General features: G+C 61.2%; 19 protein-coding genes. 9 read left to right on the top strand and 10 right to left on the bottom strand.

Annotated features, from left to right (window positions below; genetic code table 11):
• Positions 1-52: 52 nt before the first annotated feature.
• Positions 53-619, bottom strand: a complete 567-nt coding sequence (locus ACR0KW_RS13785; RefSeq protein WP_480805496.1) for a TlpA disulfide reductase family protein — start codon at positions 617-619, stop codon at positions 53-55.
• A gap of 21 nt (positions 620-640) precedes the next feature.
• On the opposite strand from ACR0KW_RS13785, the gene argH reads away from it, so the two are divergent.
• The 5 genes from argH to ACR0KW_RS13760 all read left to right on the top strand — a co-directional run bounded on the left by argH (position 641) and on the right by ACR0KW_RS13760 (position 6,353).
• On the top strand, positions 641-2,029 hold the full coding sequence (gene argH, locus ACR0KW_RS13780) for an argininosuccinate lyase (protein ID WP_480805495.1): 1,389 nt from the start codon (positions 641-643) through the stop codon (positions 2,027-2,029).
• Positions 2,026-2,211, top strand: coding sequence for an argininosuccinate lyase (locus ACR0KW_RS13775; protein ID WP_480805494.1), 186 nt, complete (start codon positions 2,026-2,028; stop codon positions 2,209-2,211). Before argH ends, ACR0KW_RS13775 begins: the two co-directional genes overlap by 4 nt.
• An 81-nt stretch (positions 2,212-2,292) precedes the next feature.
• Positions 2,293-2,442, top strand: a complete 150-nt coding sequence (locus ACR0KW_RS13770; protein WP_480805493.1) for a hypothetical protein — start codon at positions 2,293-2,295, stop codon at positions 2,440-2,442.
• A 65-nt stretch (positions 2,443-2,507) separates the two neighbouring features.
• Positions 2,508-3,773, top strand: a complete 1,266-nt coding sequence (lysA, locus tag ACR0KW_RS13765) for a diaminopimelate decarboxylase (protein WP_480805492.1) — start codon at positions 2,508-2,510, stop codon at positions 3,771-3,773.
• A gap of 36 nt (positions 3,774-3,809) precedes the next feature.
• Entirely contained in the window at positions 3,810-6,353 is a 2,544-nt protein-coding gene (locus ACR0KW_RS13760) for a TIGR02302 family protein (protein WP_480805491.1), read from the top strand.
• A gap of 18 nt (positions 6,354-6,371) precedes the next feature.
• Here ACR0KW_RS13760 and ACR0KW_RS13755 read toward each other — a convergent pair whose 3' ends face one another.
• Positions 6,372-7,166, bottom strand: coding sequence for a zinc-ribbon domain-containing protein (locus tag ACR0KW_RS13755; RefSeq protein ID WP_480805490.1), 795 nt, complete (start codon positions 7,164-7,166; stop codon positions 6,372-6,374).
• A gap of 183 nt (positions 7,167-7,349) precedes the next feature.
• Here ACR0KW_RS13755 and ACR0KW_RS13750 point away from each other — a divergent pair, with 183 nt between their 5' ends.
• The 4 genes from ACR0KW_RS13750 to ACR0KW_RS13735 are packed head-to-tail and all read left to right on the top strand — an operon-like array spanning position 7,350 to position 10,255.
• Positions 7,350-8,027 carry a cell division ATP-binding protein FtsE gene (locus ACR0KW_RS13750; RefSeq protein ID WP_480805489.1) on the top strand — a complete coding sequence of 226 codons (678 nt, stop codon included), beginning with the start codon at positions 7,350-7,352 and terminating at the stop codon, positions 8,025-8,027.
• Positions 8,024-8,923, top strand: coding sequence for a cell division protein FtsX (locus ACR0KW_RS13745; RefSeq protein ID WP_480805488.1), 900 nt, complete (start codon positions 8,024-8,026; stop codon positions 8,921-8,923). The genes ACR0KW_RS13750 and ACR0KW_RS13745 overlap by 4 nt, the downstream gene beginning before the upstream one ends.
• The gene (locus tag ACR0KW_RS13740; RefSeq protein ID WP_480805487.1) at positions 8,923-9,663 is read left to right on the top strand and encodes a lysophospholipid acyltransferase family protein; all 741 of its coding nucleotides are present in this window, start codon (positions 8,923-8,925) and stop codon (positions 9,661-9,663) included. The genes ACR0KW_RS13745 and ACR0KW_RS13740 overlap by 1 nt, the downstream gene beginning before the upstream one ends.
• Positions 9,650-10,255 carry a pyridoxamine 5'-phosphate oxidase family protein gene (locus ACR0KW_RS13735; protein ID WP_480805486.1) on the top strand — a complete coding sequence of 202 codons (606 nt, stop codon included), beginning with the start codon at positions 9,650-9,652 and terminating at the stop codon, positions 10,253-10,255. The genes ACR0KW_RS13740 and ACR0KW_RS13735 overlap by 14 nt, the downstream gene beginning before the upstream one ends.
• Before the next feature lies 1 nt (position 10,256).
• Here ACR0KW_RS13735 and ACR0KW_RS13730 read toward each other — a convergent pair whose 3' ends face one another.
• From ACR0KW_RS13730 to sucD, 8 genes are all read right to left on the bottom strand, one after another.
• Positions 10,257-11,105, bottom strand: a complete 849-nt coding sequence (locus tag ACR0KW_RS13730; RefSeq protein WP_480805485.1) for a tellurite resistance TerB family protein — start codon at positions 11,103-11,105, stop codon at positions 10,257-10,259.
• A 161-nt stretch (positions 11,106-11,266) separates the two neighbouring features.
• A complete protein-coding gene (lpdA, locus tag ACR0KW_RS13725; protein ID WP_480805484.1) occupies positions 11,267-12,655 on the bottom strand; it encodes a dihydrolipoyl dehydrogenase in 1,389 nt (462 codons plus the stop codon).
• A gap of 73 nt (positions 12,656-12,728) precedes the next feature.
• Positions 12,729-12,998, bottom strand: coding sequence for a hypothetical protein (locus ACR0KW_RS13720; protein WP_170327189.1), 270 nt, complete (start codon positions 12,996-12,998; stop codon positions 12,729-12,731).
• Between the two features lie 2 nt (positions 12,999-13,000).
• Positions 13,001-14,509, bottom strand: a complete 1,509-nt coding sequence (gene odhB / locus ACR0KW_RS13715; RefSeq protein WP_480805483.1) for a 2-oxoglutarate dehydrogenase complex dihydrolipoyllysine-residue succinyltransferase — start codon at positions 14,507-14,509, stop codon at positions 13,001-13,003.
• A gap of 3 nt (positions 14,510-14,512) precedes the next feature.
• Positions 14,513-17,470, bottom strand: a complete 2,958-nt coding sequence (locus tag ACR0KW_RS13710; RefSeq protein ID WP_480805482.1) for a 2-oxoglutarate dehydrogenase E1 component — start codon at positions 17,468-17,470, stop codon at positions 14,513-14,515.
• On the bottom strand, positions 17,467-18,009 hold the full coding sequence (locus ACR0KW_RS13705; protein ID WP_480805481.1) for a DUF805 domain-containing protein: 543 nt from the start codon (positions 18,007-18,009) through the stop codon (positions 17,467-17,469). Before ACR0KW_RS13705 ends, ACR0KW_RS13710 begins: the two co-directional genes overlap by 4 nt.
• A complete protein-coding gene (locus ACR0KW_RS13700) occupies positions 18,006-18,602 on the bottom strand; it encodes a DUF805 domain-containing protein (RefSeq protein WP_480805480.1) in 597 nt (198 codons plus the stop codon). Before ACR0KW_RS13700 ends, ACR0KW_RS13705 begins: the two co-directional genes overlap by 4 nt.
• Before the next feature lie 103 nt (positions 18,603-18,705).
• Complete coding sequence (sucD, locus tag ACR0KW_RS13695; protein ID WP_480805479.1) at positions 18,706-19,587, bottom strand: succinate--CoA ligase subunit alpha; 882 nt, start codon at positions 19,585-19,587, stop codon at positions 18,706-18,708.
• Positions 19,588-19,624: the final 37 nt, after the last annotated feature.

Raw genomic sequence — 19,624 nt, 5'->3', positions numbered from 1 at the left:
CCCTTCGGGGCCGGTTCCAGTCTAGCACAGATTGCCGGGAATGGCGTATTCCTTAGCTTTCAGCGCCCACCAGTGTTGAAATAATCGCCTTTGCGCTGTCCGAATTCCATTCGGCGTCCCCGATCAGCCGGGCGATCTCATTGCCGTCGGGATCGAGGATCACCGTGATCGGTAGCGCGATAACGCCGAATTCCCGTGCCACGGCCGAGCCCTTGTCCTGATGGCGGGGCAGGTTTTCGATGCCGTTCTCCTCGAAGAACTTCTTGATGCCAGCAGGGGAATTGCGTCCGGTGGCAAGGGTCAGGACCTCGAACTTGTCGCCACCGAACTCTGTCTGCAATTCGGCGATCTGGGGCATTTCCTTGCGGCAGGGGGCGCACCACGTGGCCCAGAAGTTCAGCAGAACGTATTTGCCTTTGTAATCCGCGAGCGTTGCGGTACCGCCGTCATCTTCAAGCTGAAACTCGACCAGTTCGTGAGATTTGGGTTCCTTATGCAGGATCAGCCGTTTCAGCGTACCCTCGCGCAGCGGGCCCAGAGTTTCCGCATCCGTGGCCAAAGCCGCGTTTGCACCCAGCGCAAGGGCCATATAAAGGGGGATCAGACGAAATAGGCGCATATCAACTCCGGGTTTTCTTACATGACCGATCAATCCTCGAACCAGATGTGGGGCGGCCGCTTTGCCGCCGGTCCAGACGCGATCATGGAGGCGATCAATGCCTCGATCGGGTTCGATCAGCGGATGGCAGCCCAGGACATCGCAGGCTCGCGCGCCCATGCCGCTATGCTGGCAGCTACAGGCGTTATTACTGATAGTGACGCTGAAGCTATTCGGGAAGGGCTGCTCACCGTTTTGTCAGAAATCCAGAACGGAGAATTTCAGTTCTCGACCGCGCTGGAAGACATTCACATGAATGTCGAAGCGCGGCTGAAAGAGGTGATTGGCGAGCCCGCCGGCCGTTTGCACACGGGCCGGTCGCGAAATGACCAGGTGGCGACCGATTTCAAGCTGTGGGTGCGTGATCAACTGGACGCGGCTGAGAGCGGCCTGTTGGCCCTGATCCGCGCGCTTTTGGCGCAGGCCGAAGCGGGCGCCGATTGGGTCATGCCGGGCTTTACCCACCTGCAAACCGCGCAGCCGGTGACATGGGGCCACCACATGATGGCCTATGTCGAGATGTTCGGCCGCGACCTGAGTCGCGTCCGCGACGCCCGCGCCCGGATGAACGAATCCCCCCTTGGTGCAGCCGCGCTGGCTGGCACGTCCTTCCCCATCGACCGCCAGATGACAGCAGAGGCGCTGGGCTTTGATCGCCCCGCCGCGAACTCGCTGGATGCAGTCAGCGACCGCGATTTTGCGTTGGAGTTCCTATCCACCGCGTCGATCTGCGCCGTCCACCTGTCGCGCTTTGCCGAGGAATTGGTGATCTGGTCTTCGGCCCAGTTCCGGTTCGTCACGCTGTCCGACCGCTTCTCGACCGGATCGTCGATCATGCCGCAGAAGAAGAACCCAGACGCGGCCGAGCTGATCCGCGCCAAGGTGGGTCGGATTTACGGCGCGAACACTGCGCTGATGATGGTGATGAAGGGCCTGCCGCTGGCCTATTCAAAGGACATGCAGGAAGACAAGGAACAGGTCTTTGACGCCGCCGACAACTGGATGCTGGCGCTGGCGGCGATGGAAGGCATGGTCAAGGACATGACCGCGAACCGCGAAAGCCTGGCCGCCGCCGCCGGGTCGGGGTTCTCGACCGCGACCGATCTGGCTGACTGGCTGGTCCGCGTTCTGGGCCTGCCATTCCGCGATGCACACCATGTCACCGGATCGCTGGTTGCTATGGCTGAGAGCAAGGGTTGTGACCTGCCCGACCTGACGCTGGAAGACATGCAGTCGGTCCACGCGGATATCACCGATGATGTCTATTCTGTCCTTACCGTCCAAAACTCGGTAAACTCACGCCAGTCCTACGGTGGCACAGCACCCGATCAGGTGCGTGCCCAGATTGAGCGGTGGAAGGCGCTGGTATGATGCAATTGCTTCGTGTGGTTTTGCTTATTGCGGCCGGGTTTACCCTGGCCGCCTGCGGTGCCGATGGCGAACCGATCCAGCCAACGGCTAGCCTGGGTGTCGGCGTTGGCAGCAGCGGTACTCATGTCGGTGGGGGTGTTGGGTTCCGACGCGGCGGTCTGGGAGTCTATCTGGGTGTGTGACACCTTTGCAATTTGATTACCACGCCCCTATCTGCATTGTATAACCGGCCTTGCGCCAACCCCTAAGCATAAGACGATACTATGAAATTTTTCGGCCTGATCCTGTCCCTCGCCGTGCTTGCGGCCTGTGATCCTTCTTACACTCCCAGTTCCGAGCCCGAGGCGAATTCGGATCGCTCGGGCGTCTCGGTCTCGGGCTACGCGCGGGTTGGTGTGTCGACAACCAACTGACGGAACGCTTCGGGCCGTGCAGAATCCATTGATCCGGCGGGCGGTTTTGGTCTAAGCGCGCAGTTATGGATCACTTTCTCTACCGCGACGGCGCGCTTTTCGCCGAGGATGTCCCAATCTCCGAAATCGCAGCCGCGGTCGGAACTCCCTTCTATGTCTATTCGACGGCGACCCTGTTGCGGCATTTCCAGCTGTTCGATGACGCGCTTGAGGGCGCTGATCACCTTGTCTGCTACGCGATGAAGGCCGCCAGCAATCAGGCGATCCTGAAGACCTTGGCGCAGGCAGGCGCGGGGATGGATGTGGTCTCTGGCGGGGAGTACTTGCGCGCCAAGGCTGCGGGTGTTCCGGGCGACAAGATCGTGTTTTCGGGGGTCGGTAAAACGGCGGACGAAATCCGCACCGCGCTGACCGGAGGCATCCGCCAGTTCAACGTAGAATCCGAGCCCGAGATGGAAGTGATCAACGCGGTTGCGTTGGAGCTGGGTGTTGTCGCGCCGATCACCGTGCGGGTGAACCCGGACGTCGACGCCAAGACCCACGCCAAGATCGCCACCGGCAAGTCCGAGAACAAGTTCGGGATTCCCATCGCCCGCGCATCCGAGGTTTACGCTCACGCCGCCACCCTGCCGGGGTTGGAGGTGATCGGCATCGACGTCCATATCGGCTCGCAACTGACCGAGTTGGAGCCATTCGAGCTGGCCTATACCAAGGTCGCCGAGTTGACCGAGCAACTGCGCGCCGAGGGCCACAACATTCGCCGTCTCGATCTGGGCGGTGGCTTGGGCATTCCCTATACCCGTGCCAATGACGCACCGCCGCTGCCGGTGGAATATGGCGCTCTGATCAAGAAAACGCTGGGCCATCTGGGTTGTGAGATCGAGATTGAGCCGGGCCGCCTGGTTGCGGGCAATGCCGGTCTGATGGTCAGCAAGGTGATCTATGTGAAATCCGGCGAAGGTCGCGATTTCCTGATCCTCGACGGGGCCATGAACGACCTGATCCGTCCCGCGATGTACGAGGCGCATCATGATATCGTAGCTGTTCAGGAACCCGAGCCGGGCGTTGAGCAACAGCCCTATGATATCGTCGGCCCGGTCTGCGAAACCGGTGATACTTTTGCCAAACAGCGCAACATGCCGCCGCTTGTCGCTGGTGATCTGGTCGCCTTCCGAAGCGCCGGAGCCTATGGTGCGGTGATGGCCAGCGAATACAACACCCGGCCCCTGATCCCAGAGGTTCTGGTGCATGGGGATCAATTTGCCGTAATTCGTGAACGGCCAAGCTTTGACGAAATCATAAACCGCGATACCATACCTACGTGGCTTTGACGCGATAACCGCGCGGGCCTGTTCAGGAGGCCCGCCTTGACCGCAAGACCGACCCTGCCGATCCCAAGACTGTCTCTGTGGCTGACGCACGCAGGGATGCTGGCCGAGCAGGTTTTGCGCGCGTTTTGGCCGTTTTTCACGATTTCCATGGCGATTCTGGCGGCTTTGATGCTTGGGCTGCAGGATCTTGTGGGTGTGGAAATCGTTTGGATTGTCGGCGCATTGGCCCTGTTGGGGCTGCTTGCGGCGCTGGTACTGGGCGCGAGGCGATTCCATGTGCCATCACGAACCGAGGCGCTGATGCGGCTGGATGCCTCTCTGCCGGGGCGTCCGATTCAAGCGTTGATGGATGATCAGGCCATTGGTGCGATGGATGCGGATTCGGTTGCCCTTTGGCGTGCGCACCAGACCCGTATGGCGCAGCGTGCGGCGCAGGCCGAACCGGTCAAACCTGATTTGCGGCTGGCCGACCGCGACCCTTACGCTCTGCGCTATTCCGCCCTGTTGGCGCTGGTGATCGCGGGGCTGTTCGGGTCGTTCTGGCGCATCGGATCGGTGGCCGAAATGGCCCCCGGCGCAGCCATCGCAGGCCAAGGGCCCAGCTGGGAGGGTTGGGTCGAACCACCGCGCTATACGGGCCTGCCGACGCTTTATCTTGCCGACCAGACCGACCCAACGCTGTCGATCCCGCAGGGCAGCCGCATCACCCTGCGTTTCTACGGAGAGGTTGGCGCCCATAGCCTGACGGAAACGTCCACGCCGTTGGGAACGGAGGGCGCGACCGAACCGGAGCAGGAGTTTGTTGTTGAACAGTCAGGTCGGCTCAGGATCGCGGGCCCGTCCGGGCGTGACTGGGCGCTGGATGTGGTTCAGGATACCTCGCCCAGCATCAGTGTTGCGGATGTGGCCGAGGCCGAAGCGGGTGGGCAGATGAAGCTGCCCTTTGCCGCCAGTGACGACTATGGCGTGGTGTCCGGCAGCGCCACGATCAACTTGGACCTTGCTGCGGTGGAACGCCGCTATGGTCTGACCGTCGCCCCCGAGGCGCGCGAGGCAATCGAGGTGGAACTGCCCATGCCGATCACCGGTGATCGGGCCGATTTCACCGAGGATCTGATCGAGGATTTCTCGCAGCACCCCTGGGCGCATCTGCCGGTGACAATCACCCTGACCGCACGGGACGCGGCAGATCAGGAAAGCCAGTCAGAACCCTACATGACCAAGCTGCCCGCGCGGCGTTTCTTTGATCCGCTGGCCGCTGCGGTAATCGAACAGCGCCGCGATCTGCTGTGGTCGCGGGACAACGCGCCACGGGTTGCTCAGTTGCTGCGCGCGGTGTCGCATTTGCCCGAAGGGTTCTTCCGCTCGGACACTGCCTATCTGCGCCTGCGCGTCACCCTGCGACGGCTGGAGGCGTTTACCAAATACGACCTGATGCCCAAGCAGCAGGAAGAGATCGCACAGGCCCTGTGGGATTTGGCGGTCATCATCGAAGAAGGCACGCTGGCCGATGCGCTGGAGCGGATGCGCCGGGCGCAGGAACGTTTGTCTGAGGCGATGAAGAACGGCGCATCGGACGAGGAAATCGCCGAGTTGATGCAGGAACTGCGCGAGGCGACGCAGGACTATTTGCGCCAGCTGCAGCGCTTGGCGCAGGAAAACGGCGAGTTTGACGAGAACCAGCAAGGCCAGAACGGTGAAACCTTGCAGATGACGCAGGACGACCTGCAGCGGATGATGGACCGCATTCAGGAGTTGATGGAACAGGGCCGCATGGCTGAGGCGCAGCAGGCGTTGGAAGAGTTCCAGCAGATGATGGAGAACATGCGCGTCACCCAAGGCCAGGGTCAGGGCCAGCAATCCGAAGGTCAGCAGGCCATGGAGGGGCTGGCTGAAACTCTGCGCGAACAGCAGGGGCTCAGCGATCAGGCCTTTCGCGATCTGCAGGAACAGTTCAACCCGGGCGCACAGGCCGGCGAGAGCGAAGGCAATGAAGGCCGCAGCGGTGGTCTGGGTCGGGGTCAGAGCCACGAGGGTCAAGGTGGTCAGGGGCAGGGTTCGGATCAGGCTGAGGGCAACCAGCAGGGGCAGGGATCGCTGGCCGACCGCCAGCAAGCTCTTCGCGATGAGCTGGGCCGTCAGCAGCAAAGCCTGCCCGGCGCGGGAACACCCGAGGGCGAAGCTGCGCGCGATGCGCTGGGCCGCGCAGGTCGCGCCATGGACGAGGCTGAAGAGGCGCTGCGCAGTGACGATCTCGCCGAGGCCATCGACCGCCAGTCCGAGGCAATGGAAGCCTTGCGCGAAGGGATGCGGTCATTGGGCGAGGCTCTGGCTCAGAACCAGCAGAACCAACCCGGTCAGGGCTCGCAGGACGGGGATATGCAGGCCAACAACCGTGATCCGCTGGGCCGCAATCCGGGCACGAACGGGTCGATCTCGACCGATGACAACATGCTGCAGGGCGAGGACGTTTATCGCCGTGCCCGCGAATTGCTGGACGAAATCCGCCGCCGGACCGGCGAGACGGATCGTCCTCAGATCGAGTTGGAGTACCTTAAGCGACTGCTGGAGCGGTTCTAGCGCCGCCCCGCAACCGGATCAGTTCTGCGCGGGTCCCGAGGTTTGCGCCTCGAGCCACAGCCGCGCCTGATCCACCAACGTCACATAGGGTTCAAGGATCGGTTCGGCCTGTGGAACAGCTTGGCCGATTTTCTGCGCGTTGCTGTAGACCAGCATCAGCACAATTCCGATGATCAGGATCAGGGCAAATCCGCGCATGAACCCACCGGATTTGCGCGGCGCGTTACCCTCTGCTGCGGTGACATCGCTGCGTAGGCTGGAATTGATCGCCTCGACATCCGGCAGCGCGTCCTTCTGGCCCGCATCTTCTGCGGTCTCGGTGGCTGTCAGGTCTTTGATGGCACGTTCCGTGTCGGGTTCGGGCTCGGTCGGGGATTCCAGCGCCAGATCGGGCTGGGTCTCAAGGCTGCCGCCTTCCTGAGCGCGCAGATCGGCCTCGCGGGCGGCCTCTTCCTTGAGGATGTTGGCAACCGCTGGGTCGATATTTCCGGCCGCCGCAGGTTTTTCTTGTTTCACGGCGGCTGCGGGTTCGGGCGTGGGCGCAGGTTTGGGAGGCGGAGCAGGTTTCTTGTCTACCTTCACCTCGGTAACACGCGCAAACGCTGCCTCGGCAGCCTCTGCGGGCTTGGGCTCTGCCTCGGCAGGCGTGTCCTCGACAACAGGCTCGGCCGCCGCAGGGGCAGGCTGGTCCGGGTACTTGGCCTGAAACCAGGTATTCTCGCAATTCGAACACTGCACGTCGCGGCCTTCTTCGGGAATGACCTCGTCTGGCACCTCGTATTGGGCGCTGCAATTCGGACAAGTAAGACGCATACTGCCTCCTGGTCGGGCCCTGGACCCGATAGTAGTTTTTTCAGGGATGATATTCCGTTAAAACCTGACCGCAAAGGGTGTTTTCGGTTTCACGGCCCATGTGTCACTAATTCGACCCGGTGCAGGCATTGAAACCACCACCGCGCTCGGGCAAGAAGGGCGGCAACTAGAACGGGGGCCCCTGTGATCGAGCTGGAAAATGTCAGCTACACCTATGGTGGTGGCGAACTGCTGAGCGACGTGTCTCTGCAGCTGCAACCGGGGTCTTTTCACTTTCTGACCGGCCCGTCGGGCGCGGGCAAGACCACGTTGCTCAAGCTGTGTTATGGAGCGTTGCTGCCCACATCCGGGCGGCTGAGCACGTTTGAACAGGACGTTGCCCGGTTGGATCGGGATCAGATGGCCCTGCTGCGCCGCCGGATCGGTGTCGTGCATCAGGATTGCCGGTTTCTGGATCACATGACGGTGGCGGAAAACGTTGCCCTGCCGCTGATGGTATCCGGACAGGCAGAGACTGCAAAGCGAGAGGATTTGAGCGAGTTGCTGTCCTGGGTTGGTCTGGGCGCGCGCCTGGATGCCCATCCTCCGGAATTGTCGGGTGGCGAACGCCAACGTGCTGCCCTCGCCCGTGCAGTGATCCTGTCGCCCGATGTGGTGTTGGCGGATGAACCCACCGGCAATGTGGACTGGGAGATGTCGCAACGCCTGCTGCGCCTGCTGGTCGAGCTGAACAAGATGGGCAAGACCGTTCTGATCGCCACCCATGACCTGAGCCTGATCCGCGCCGCCAAAAGCCAGGTGCAGGCGCGCGTGCTGCGGATCTCGCAGCGTCAGGTGCAGCTTGCGGGGGCGGATCTATGAGCAAGGGTATGATCCGGAACCTGTTGCAACGGGATGCGCGCGCCGACCGGGTCGTGCCACCCACCGGCTATACCGCGCATCTGACCCTGTTCGTGTCGGGCGCGATGGCCTTTCTGGCGGTGTTTGCGCTGGCGTTGTCGCTGGCCTCGGGGCGGTTGGCGGATCGCTGGGCGAGTGAACTGGCCGGGGCCGCGACCCTGCGCATCAATGCCCCCGCCGACCAGCTTGCGGCCCAAACGGAGGCCGCCCTGGCTGTGCTTGGTCAGACCCCCGGCGTCGCCTCGGCCCGGGCGCTGACGACCGAGGAGCAGGCCGCGCTGTTGTCGCCTTGGTTCGGCCCCGACCTGCCGCTGGACACGCTGCCCATACCGCAACTGATCGAGATTATCGAAGGTGAGCCCGGGCTGGACGCGACCGGCCTGCGCCTGCGGCTGGGGGCCGAAGTGCCGGGCGCGGTGCTGGACGACCACACCCGCTGGCGCGAACCGCTGGTGGATGCGGCAGTGTCGTTGCGGCGGTTGGGTTGGGTCTCGATCCTGCTGATCGGTGGCGCTACGGCGGCCATGATCACGCTCGCCGCCAATGCCTCGCTGGCAGCCAATGCCCAGATTATCGAGGTTCTTCGCCTCGTCGGTGCCCGCGACAGCTTTATCGCCCGCGCTTTTGTGCGGCGCTTTACCTATCGCGCGTTTTTTGGTGCGGTTGTCGGGGTTCTGTTGGGCATGACCGGGGTGCTGCTGTTGCCCGAAGCCTCGGACGAGGGGGGCTTTCTGACCGGTCTGGGATTTCAGGGTGCAGGCTGGCTGCTGCCCGCGTTGATCCCCGTGCTGGGTGCCGCCGTCGCCTTTTTGGCCACCTGGACCGCCGCCAGCCGCAAATTGAAGGAGCTTTCGTGATGGCCACAGCGTTTCAATGGATCCGTTCGCTGATCTTCATGATCGTAATCTACGCTTGGATGTTGATCCTGGGCATCGTGTTTGCCCCCTATGCCCTGCTGACCAAACGCGGTGCGCTGCAAGCTTGCAAGACCTATGCCCGCACAACCATGTGGCTGGCCCGCTGGATGGTCGGCATCCGCACCGAGGTCCGCGGCACAGTGCCCATGGACGAGGTGGTCGTCGGTGCCAAGCACCAGTCCTTCCTCGATATCATCATAATTTTCGATGCGGTGCCGCACGGCAAGTTCATCATGAAGAAAGAGCTACTCTGGACCCCGGTCATCGGCATGTACGCACGCCGCCTTGGCTGTATCCCGGTGGATCGCGGTAAAAAGGGTGCGGCTGTGGCCAAGATGGTCAAGGACGTCTCGAAGGAATTCACGGAACCCGGCCAGTTGGTCATCTACCCGCAGGGCACCCGCGTCGCGCCGGGGGTGCATCGTCCCTACAAGGTGGGCACGGCGGTTCTGTATGAAGGCCTCGGGTTTCCCTGTGTTCCAGTGGCGACCAATGCCGGTGTTTTCTGGCCGCGCACGGGCGTTTTGCGCAAACCCGGGCTGGCAATTGTCGATTTCCTCGATCCGATCGAACCGGGCGTTGGCCGCAAGGACTTCTTGCAACGGCTGGAAAACGTGATCGAGACACGCTCTGATGCATTGATGAAAGAAGTGGGGTTTGACCCGGATGCAGTTCATTGAAGATATCGAAACGCTCGAAGGATTGTATGGCAAGCCCGCAGCGCCCTCTTTGCGCAAGGTGGCACACAGCCTGACGCCGCTCTACCGCAAATGGATCATGGCCTCGCGCCTGTGCATCCTCAGTACGGTCGGCCCCGAAGGCACCGATGGCAGCCCGCGCGGGGATGATGGTCCGGTGGTGCTGGAACTTGATCCCAAGACGCTGGCCCTGCCGGATTGGCGCGGCAACAACCGTCTGGATTCCCTGCGCAATATCGTGCGGGACCCGCGCGTGGCGCTGATGTTTCTGGTGCCCGGCTCCGACAATGTCGTGCGTGTAAACGGACAGGCGCGGCTGACGGCGGACGCCGACCTGCGCGCCCGGTTCGAGAAGAACGGAAAACAGCCGGCCACCGTTGCGGTCATCGAAATCTCTGAGATCTACACCCAATGCGCCCGCGCAATGATGCGTGCCCGCACTTGGAGCGCGGGCGACGAAAGTGCCAACCTCCCCACCATGGGCGAAATACTGGCCGAGGCGAGTGCGGGCGAAGAAGGCGGCGCGCGTTACGATTCCGAGTGGGGGGCACGCGCCGCAAAGACCATGTGGTAAATCAGGCCGGATTGGCGTTGATGGCCTGAAACATCGTCATGAATTCGTCCACATTGATCCCCAGCCCGCGCGCCAGTTTCTGAGCGAAAAGGGCCTCATCATCATCCATATGGCCGTCTGCGGCTGCGATCATCAGCGTGGCCTGCAGTACCATGCGTTTCTGATCCGAGGTCAACCCGGTGCCAAATGCGGCGAACTGGGCCTCGGTCGGTTTGGCCTCGGCCATGTCGAACATGCGGCGGATGCGGGCCTCGTCAAAGGTTTCACCGGTCATTTGCTTGGCAATATCGGCCATCAATGCAATCTCAGATGGGTCCAGCATACCATCCGCTTTTGCCGCGTGGCACATCGCATCCAACGCCCGCAGGGCCGCCGGATGCACATTGCCCATCTCTGCATGCCGCTGCGCCGTGCGCTTGGCCTGAACAGCAGACTTCAATCCGGCAACGATCAGAAACACCGCAACGACGCCCAAACCCCAAAACCCCGAGATCATGTCGGCGATTGACATCGAGGGTTGATCCGGCAGGTCCGCAGGGTAAGTGCCTACCACTTTGCCCATCGACAGCTGTTCCGCATTGACCGAGTAGTAGCTGTCGCTGTCACAATTGTTCGGGGCCATGACATAGCCGATCGAACTGCGCCACACGCCTGCAAACATGATGTGAGTCTTTTTGGTCAAATGACACAGCGCCAGTTGTCGGCCGGATTTGTCCGTGACATCGGTCGGTGCAACAAGGCTCATCTGTTCGGCCGTGCCCCAGACGCCACCGGCACGGCCCGCTTGCGCGTCCTGACCTGAGAACATGGTGAATAACAACGCTACAGCGCAGAGAAGGGCGAACCGCATATCAACCTCAATAAATGTTACGTTTCAATCGTCTGTGCCGGATCAGGCCCGGCAATCACGTTGGATTGATCAACTTATACGGTAACAAAACTAAGGCGATGCAACGGCAGAAAAAAGGCGGGCTGCTGGGCCCGCCTTTCTGGTTTCCTTTTGCGGCAGGATCAGCTGTGGATCGGACCGTCGCCGCAGGCCAGCGCAGCCTCGCGCACCGCTTCCGAATAGGTCGGGTGGGCGTGGCATGTCAGAGCCAGATCCTCGGCCGAGGCACCGAATTCCATTGCGACGCAGACCTCGTGGATCAGGTCGCCGGCTGCCGGGCCGATGATGTGGCAGCCCAGGATGCGGTCGGTTTCCTTGTCGGCCAGAATCTTGACGAAACCGTCGGCGGCAAAGTTGGCCTTGGCGCGGCCATTGCCCATAAACATGAACTTGCCGACCTTGTAATCGCGGCCCGCGGCCTTGAGCGTTTCTTCGGTTTCGCCCACATTCGCCACTTCGGGCCAGGTGTAGATCACGCCCGGGATGACGCCATAGTTGACGTGGCCATGCTTGCCCGCAACCTGCTCGGCGGCGGCCATGCCTTCATCCTCGGCCTTGTGCGCCAGCATCGGACCTTCGGTGACGTCGCCGATGGCATAGATGCCCGGCACGTTGGTCTGCCAGTCGGCACCAACCTTGATCTGACCATGCGGGGTCATCTCAACGCCCAACGCCTCAAGCCCCAGCCCGTCCGAGAACGGCTTGCGCCCGGTGGCGACCAGAACGGTGTCTGCGTCGATCACATGCTCGCTGTCATCTTTGCGCAGTTTGTACGTGACCTTGGCCTTGGTCTTGGTGGCCTCGGTCTTTTGAACCGCCGCACCCATGACGAATTTCAGGCCCTGTTTCTTGAGGATGCGCTGGAAGGTCTTCTGCACTTCGGGGTCCATGCCCGGGGTGATCACGTCGAGGAATTCGATCACGGTGACCTCGGCCCCCAGTCGCTGATAGACCGAGCCCAGTTCCAGGCCGATCACACCTGCGCCGATGACCACCATCTTTTTCGGGATCTTGCCCAGTGACAGCGCACCGGTCGAGGTCACAACGACCTTTTCGTCCACTTCAACACCCGGCAGCGAGGCCGGCTCGGACCCCGATGCGATGATGATGTTCTTGGCCGAGTGGATCTCATCACCCACTTTCACCTGACCGGCTGCGGGGATCGAGCCCCAACCCTTGAGCCAGTCGATCTTGTTCTTCTTGAACAGGAACTCGATGCCTTTGGTGTTGCCCTCGATGGTTTCTTCCTTGTAGGCCTGCATCTGTTTCCAGTCGACCGAAGGCGATTTGCCCTTCAGACCCATCTTGGCAAAGTTGTGCTCGGCCTCATGCAGCTGATGGCTGGCGTGCAGCAGTGCCTTGGACGGGATACAGCCCACGTTCAGACAGGTGCCGCCCAGGGTTTCACGCCCTTCGACAACGGCCGTTTTCAGTCCCAGCTGGGCGCAACGGATGGCGCAGACATAGCCGCCGGGGCCGGCGCCGATTACGATGACGTCATAGTTTGCCATTATACTCTCCTAAATCGACCGGATGGACCGGTGGTCGCATGATCCAGTGTGACCGGATCATGCGGTGCTTTCTTCAAACCGGTTCCAGCAGCTTGATCGTGATATGCGCAATGCCGCCCCGTTCGTGGTGCATCGCCAGCTCTTCCGAGCCGAAAAACGCCCGCGCCTTGTCCAGGTTCGTCACCTCGAACATGGCGATGGCATGGTCACGCTGGTCCGGGTCGCGCCAGACGTGCAGGTCGCGGATGCCCGCGGCCTTGCGCATCGGTTTGTCCTCGCGGAACACTTTCAGCCAGGCATCGAAATCGGCCACATCGGCCTGCCACAATACATGAGTTGCCATGATTACAGATCCATCAACAGGCGGCGCGGATCTTCCAGCGCCTCTTTTACACGAACAAGGAAAGTCACGGCGCCTTTGCCGTCAACGATCCGGTGGTCATAGGACAGCGCCAGATACATCATCGGACGGATCACAACCTGACCGTTGATCGCCATCGGACGGTCCTGAATCTTGTGCATCCCCAGAATACCCGACTGCGGGGGGTTCAGGATCGGCGACGACATCAGCGAACCGTAAACACCACCGTTCGAGATGGTGAAGGTGCCGCCCTGCATCTCGGCCATGGACAGCTTGCCTTCGCGGGCGCGCTTGCCTTTTTCGGCGATGGCTTTCTCGATCGCGGCAAAGGACATCGAATCCGCATCACGGATGACCGGAACCACCAGGCCGGTGGGCGTACCGGCGGCAACGCCCATGTGGACGAAGTTCTTGTAGACGATGTCGGTGCCGTCGATCTCGGCGTTCACCTCGGGCACTTCCTTCAGCGCGTGGCAGCAGGCCTTGGTGAAGAAGGACATAAAGCCCAGACGCACACCGTGCTTCTTCTCGAACTGGTCCTTGTACTGGTTGCGCAGGGCCATCACCTCGGTCATGTCCACCTCGTTATAGGTAGTCAGCATGGCGGCGGTGTTCTGGCTGTCTTTCAGGCGCTTGGCGATGGTCTGGCGCAGGCGGGTCATCTTGACCCGTTCCTCACGCGCCGAATCCTCGGCTGCAACAGGCGCGCGCGGTGCAGGCGCGGGCGCCGGAGCGGCAGCTGGGGCCGGAGTGGCTGCGGTTGCCACGGCGCGGGCCACATCCTCTTTCATGATGCGGCCATCGCGTCCGGTGCCGGTGACCTGATCGGCGGACAGACCGGCCTCGGCCATCGCTTTTTCGGCCGACGGCGCATTGGCTACGTCTTTGCCTGTGGCTGCTGGCGCCGGAGCGGCTGCTGCTGCCGGAGCAGCGGCAGGGGCGGCAACAGCGCCTGCGCCGGAGATGACGGCCAGTTTGGCCGAGGCATTCACCGTGGCCCCTTCCGGAGCCACGATTTCCGCCAGAACGCCAGCGGCTGGGGCCGGAACCTCGACCGAGACCTTGTCGGTTTCCAGCTCACACAGCATTTCGTCCTGCGCGACGGCATCGCCAACCTGTTTGAACCAGGTTGAAACGGTGGCTTCTGTGACCGACTCGCCCAGGGTGGGCACCATCACATCGACGCTGCCTGCGCCTGCGGCCGGGGCTGCCTCTGCTGCGGGGGCAGCAGCGGCAGGGGCGGGGGCGGCGCCTTCACTTGCGGCGATGGTTGCCAGCAGGGCATCGACGCCAACGGTTTCACCTTCTCCGGCCACGATCTCGCCCATCACACCCGCTGAGGGCGAGGGAACTTCGACGGTCACTTTGTCGGTTTCAAGCTCACAGAGCATCTCGTCCACGGCCACGGCATCACCGGGTTTCTTGAACCAGGTCGCAACCGTGGCTTCGGTAACAGATTCGCCAAGCGTGGGAACACGAACTTCAATGGTCATCGTTTACTTTCCTTCGATGCTCAGCGCTTCGTTCACGAGCGCCTCTTGTTGGGCTTTGTGTTGGCTGGCCAGACCCGTGGCGGGCGAGGCCGAAGTGGCGCGACCGACATAGAGCGGCCGTGTGTGTTTGGCACCGATGCGGGTCAGCACCCATTCGATATTGGGTTCGATAAAGGTCCAGGCACCCTGGTTTTTGGGCTCTTCCTGACACCAGACCATTTCGGCCCCCTTGAAACGCTCAAGCTCATTGATCAGCGAGTGGGCGGGGAAGGGGTAGAACTGCTCGATCCGCATCAGGTAGACATCGTCGATCCCACGGGCGTCGCGTTCTTCCAGCAGGTCATAGTAGACCTTGCCGGAACACATCACGACCCGTTTGATCTTGTCATCCTTAACCAGCTTGGTGTCCGAATTGCCATGTTGCGCATCGTCCCACAATACGCGGTGGAAGCTCGAACCGGTGGTGAACTCATCGGCCGTGCTGACTGCCAGCTTGTGGCGCAGCAGCGATTTCGGGGTCACCAGGATCAGCGGCTTGCGGAAGGTCCGGTGCAACTGACGGCGCAGGATGTGGAAATAGTTCGCAGGCGTCGTACAGTTCGCCACGATCCAGTTGTCCTGACCGCACATTTGCAGGAACCGCTCCAGACGCGCCGAGGAGTGCTCGGGTCCTTGCCCTTCGAACCCGTGCGGCAACAGGGTCACCAGACCCGACATCCGTAGCCATTTGCTTTCGCCCGAACTGATAAACTGGTCGAACATGATTTGTGCACCGTTGGCGAAGTCACCGAACTGGGCCTCCCACAGGGTCAGCGCGTTCGGTTCGGCCAGCGAATAGCCATATTCGAAGCCCAGCACCGCGTATTCCGACAGCATCGAGTCGATCACTTCGTATTTCGACTGGCCCGCGCGGATATTGTTCAGCGGGTAATACCGCTCTTCGCTTTCCTGGTGGACAAAGCCCGAGTGACGTTGGCTGAACGTGCCGCGCGTCGCGTCCTGACCGGACAGGCGGACCGGGAACCCTTCGGTCAGCAATGAGCCAAAAGCCAGCGCTTCACCGGTTGCCCAGTCAAAACCATTGCCACTGTCGAACATCTGTTTCTTGTGGTCCAGAAGACGACCCACGGTCTTGTGCAGGGCAACATCTTCAGGCGCGTGCGTCAGCGCCTTGCCGATCTCGGCCATGGTTTCCGGCGTGATCGCGGTTTCGCCGCGCACGTATTCCTCTTTGTTCTTGTCCAGATGCGACCAACGCCCGTCCAGCCAGTCGGCCTTGTTGGGCTTGTAGTCCTTGCCGGCCTCGAACTCATCGTTCAGATGCGCCTGGAAGGCAGCTTTCATGTCCTCGATCTCGCCCTCGGGGATCAGGCCGTCTTTGACCAGACGTTCGGTGTACAGCGACAGCGTGGTCTTATGCGTTTTGATCTTCTTGTACATGATCGGGTTGGTGAACATGGGCTCGTCGCCCTCGTTGTGACCAAACCGGCGATAGCAGAAGATGTCGATAACCACGTCCTTGTGGAACTTCTGGCGGAACTCGGTCGCAACCTTGGCGGCGTGCACCACGGCCTCGGGGTCGTCGCCGTTCACGTGGAAGATCGGCGCCTCGACCATCAGCGCGATATCCGTGGGATATGGGCTGGAGCGCGAGAAGTGCGGCGCGGTGGTGAAACCGATTTGGTTGTTCACGACGATATGCATGGTGCCGCCGGTCTTGTGACCGCGCAGACCCGACAGGCCAAAGCCTTCGGCCACAACACCCTGACCGGCAAAAGCCGCGTCGCCGTGCAGCAGGATGCCCATCACTGCGGTACGGTCGGTGTCGTTCAACTGATCCTGTTTGGCACGGACCTTACCCAGCACCACCGGGTTCACCGCCTCAAGGTGCGAGGGGTTCGCGGTCAGCGACAGGTGCACGGAGTTGCCATCAAACTCACGATCGCTGGAGGCGCCGAGGTGGTATTTCACGTCGCCCGATCCATCCACGTCTTCGGGCTTGAAGCTGCCGCCCTGGAATTCGTTGAAGATCGCGCGATAAGGTTTGCTCATCACGTTGGCGAGGATGTTCAGGCGGCCCCGGTGCGGCATCCCGATGACGATGTCCTTGATCCCCAATGCGCCGCCGCGCTTGATGATCTGCTCCATCGCGGGGATCAGCGCCTCACCGCCGTCCAGCCCGAACCGCTTGGTGCCCATGTATTTGACATGCAGGAATTTTTCGAAGCCTTCGGCCTCGACCATCTTGTTCAGGATCGCCTTGCGGCCTTCCTTGGTGAACTGGATTTCCTTGCCGTATCCTTCAATCCGTTCCTTCAGCCACGCGGCCTGTTCGGGATCAGAAATGTGCATGTATTGCAGCGCGAAGGTGCCGCAATAGGTCCGTTTCACGATCTCCACGATCTGGCGCATCGAGGCCATCTGCAAGCCCAGAACGTTGTCGATAAAGATCGGCCGGTCCATGTCGGCTTCGGTAAAGCCATAGGTTTTGGGGTCCAGCTCTGGGTGCGTGCTGGCGGCGCGCATACCCAGCGGGTCCAGATTGGCGGCCAGATGGCCCCGGATCCGATAAGCCCGGATCAGCATCAACGCCCGCAGGCTGTCCAGCACCGCACGCTTGACCTGATCTTCGCTGACCTGAACGCCCCTGTCCGCAGCCTTGTCCTTGATCTTCTTGCCCGCCGCTTTGGCGTCGATCTCGGCCCATTCACCGGTCAGCGCGCCGGTCAGATCATCCGCCGGCATCGGCGGCCAGTCGGTGCGCGCCCAGGACGGCCCCTCGGCCTCGCGCTGAACGTCCGGAGATGCGTCTCCCATGGCCTTGAAGAACTCGGCCCAGGCGGCATCTACCGCACCGGGGTTCTTGGTGTACTGGGCATAAAGCTGCTCCAGATACTCGGCATTGTGCCCCTGCATAAAGCTTGAGGCGTGAAACGCGGAATTGGGCGTATGTTCGGTCATTGGGCTACCTCATATGGGTTGGGACCGTATTGGTTGGTGCCTGGTTGAGACGGGCGGGTCAGCCACCACAGAACCAGGAGGGGCGACACAAACAGGATCAGCAGTGTCGGAAGAACGACCAGCAAAGTGGCGCGGGTGAACAGGATGTCCAGATTGCCACCATGCTGGAAACTGGAGGCAAGGCCGATGCCAAAGACCAGAACGGCCCCGGCGCCAAGGATCAACAGGATCGGCAGCAGAGCGTAAAGCCCGCTGCGCCCGGTATCATGCATCCGCCGCCACGCGACGGCCAGATGCGGGATGAACACGATCAGGCTCACGATGCTTTGCACTGGTGCTGAGGACGTGGCGGTGACGGATTTCACCTCATCGCTTTCGCTGACCGAGACCTGCGTGAAAAACTGTGCATCGATGATCCCGGCGAGGATGCTCCAGATCACGATGAACAGGAAAAAGAACCAGTATTCGGGCCGCGAGGCACGACCCGAGAAGGTGAAGAACTTGGAGAAACACGTGCGGATGGCGTCGGAGAAGGTCATGCCGCAACCTCTTCTTCGGCAATCGGAGGATCAAACCGGTTGCGATTTGGTTCTGATCGGCGCGCCAACCAGACAATCACGCAAATAATGCTGACAACACCGATGAGCCAAGCAATCAGAAACAATGCGCCGTTTTGTGGCATACTAACAGTGCCCGATACACCAAACTCCGCTGGAATAGAGCTATGATCTATTGGAACTGGTTGCGATGTTAGAAAAATAATTAGGAATGAAAGCGCAAACGCAGGAACCGGCAAAAACATGTGCCAGCCTGGGCGGCCAATGTCGTGCATTCGACGCCAAGCTGCCGAAAGCAGTGGAACAGCCGTGGCAATTTGGAATACAACTCCCATCCATCCACCGTCATATGTGCGGTGGTTTACAAGACTTTGGGTCTGTTCACCTTGAGAGTTAATTGACACCTTCAAAACCTGAGTTTCGGTAGGTCCGAAAAGCACTGAGCTGAGTATTGTGACAACAATCGATGCCAGCATAAGAAACAGCACAAATTTCCAAAATTCGGGTCGAGAGGCTCTCCCCGAGAAGACAAAGTACTTTGAAAAACAAGTGCGTGTGGCTTCAACAATAGTCATGAGGCTTCCTTGCGGGCACTTTTATGTCAAGCAGGGCGGACGTTGAACGTCCACCCTGAAATCTGAGCACTACTCTCAGAGCATATGCCCGGTAAGCGATCACTTACCCAATCGCTTCCAGCACAGCCTCACCCAGCTGGGCGGGGCTTTCGGCCACGACGATACCGGCCGAGCGCATGGCTTCGATCTTGTCCTCTGCACCGCCCTTGCCACCGGCGACAATTGCGCCCGCGTGGCCCATGCGGCGGCCCGGAGGGGCTGTGCGGCCTGCGATGAAACCGGCGGTCGGCTTTTTGCGGCCCTTCTTGGCCTCATCCGCCAGGAACTGCGCGGCTTCTTCCTCGGCCGAGCCACCGATCTCACCGATCATGATGATCGACTCGGTTTCGTCATCGGCCAGGAACCATTCCAGCACGTCGATATGCTCGGTGCCTTTGATCGGGTCACCGCCGATGCCCACGCAGGTGGACTGGCCCAGACCGACATCGGTAGTCTGTTTGACGGCCTCATAGGTCAGGGTGCCCGAGCGGGACACAACACCGACCGAGCCGCGCTTGTGGATGTGGCCGGGCATGATGCCGATCTTGCAGGCGTCGGGCGTGATGACACCGGGGCAGTTCGGGCCGATCAGGCGCGATTTGCTGCCTTCCAGCGCGCGCTTCACCTTCATCATGTCCAGAACCGGGATGCCTTCGGTGATGCAGACGATCACCTCCATCTCGGCGTCAATCGCTTCGAGGATCGAGTCAGCCGCGAAGGGCGGCGGAACATAGATCACCGAGGCGTTGGCTTCGGTCACATGCTTGGCTTCGTGGACCGAGTTGAACACGGGCAGGCCCAGATGGGTCATCCCGCCTTTGCCGGGGGTCACACCGCCGACCATCTTGGTGCCGTAGGCGATGGCCTGCTCGCTGTGGAATGTGCCCTGCGAGCCGGTAAAGCCCTGACAGATCACTTTGGTATTTTCGTCGATGAGGACTGCCATTTTTAGGAGTCTCCTGAAATTGCCGCGCCGTGAGCGC

The sequence above is a fragment of the Ruegeria sp. CG11 genome (assembly GCF_056537245.1).
The sequence above is the reverse complement of the archived record's forward strand: the minus strand, read 5'-3'. Positions and strand labels throughout refer to the sequence as shown.

Coding starts and splice junctions, on each gene's coding strand:
- ACR0KW_RS13785 (WP_480805496.1), bottom strand. CDS start 619: ATGCGCCTATTTCGTCTGATCCCCCTTTATATGGCCCTTGCGCTGGGT.
- argH (WP_480805495.1), top strand. CDS start 641: ATGACCGATCAATCCTCGAACCAGATGTGGGGCGGCCGCTTTGCCGCC.
- ACR0KW_RS13775 (WP_480805494.1), top strand. CDS start 2,026: ATGATGCAATTGCTTCGTGTGGTTTTGCTTATTGCGGCCGGGTTTACC.
- ACR0KW_RS13770 (WP_480805493.1), top strand. CDS start 2,293: ATGAAATTTTTCGGCCTGATCCTGTCCCTCGCCGTGCTTGCGGCCTGT.
- lysA (WP_480805492.1), top strand. CDS start 2,508: ATGGATCACTTTCTCTACCGCGACGGCGCGCTTTTCGCCGAGGATGTC.
- ACR0KW_RS13755 (WP_480805490.1), bottom strand. CDS start 7,166: ATGCGTCTTACTTGTCCGAATTGCAGCGCCCAATACGAGGTGCCAGAC.
- ACR0KW_RS13745 (WP_480805488.1), top strand. CDS start 8,024: ATGAGCAAGGGTATGATCCGGAACCTGTTGCAACGGGATGCGCGCGCC.
- ACR0KW_RS13740 (WP_480805487.1), top strand. CDS start 8,923: ATGGCCACAGCGTTTCAATGGATCCGTTCGCTGATCTTCATGATCGTA.
- ACR0KW_RS13735 (WP_480805486.1), top strand. CDS start 9,650: ATGCAGTTCATTGAAGATATCGAAACGCTCGAAGGATTGTATGGCAAG.
- ACR0KW_RS13730 (WP_480805485.1), bottom strand. CDS start 11,105: ATGCGGTTCGCCCTTCTCTGCGCTGTAGCGTTGTTATTCACCATGTTC.
- lpdA (WP_480805484.1), bottom strand. CDS start 12,655: ATGGCAAACTATGACGTCATCGTAATCGGCGCCGGCCCCGGCGGCTAT.
- ACR0KW_RS13720 (WP_170327189.1), bottom strand. CDS start 12,998: ATGGCAACTCATGTATTGTGGCAGGCCGATGTGGCCGATTTCGATGCC.
- odhB (WP_480805483.1), bottom strand. CDS start 14,509: ATGACCATTGAAGTTCGTGTTCCCACGCTTGGCGAATCTGTTACCGAA.
- ACR0KW_RS13710 (WP_480805482.1), bottom strand. CDS start 17,470: ATGACCGAACATACGCCCAATTCCGCGTTTCACGCCTCAAGCTTTATG.
- ACR0KW_RS13705 (WP_480805481.1), bottom strand. CDS start 18,009: ATGACCTTCTCCGACGCCATCCGCACGTGTTTCTCCAAGTTCTTCACC.
- ACR0KW_RS13700 (WP_480805480.1), bottom strand. CDS start 18,602: ATGACTATTGTTGAAGCCACACGCACTTGTTTTTCAAAGTACTTTGTC.
- sucD (WP_480805479.1), bottom strand. CDS start 19,587: ATGGCAGTCCTCATCGACGAAAATACCAAAGTGATCTGTCAGGGCTTT.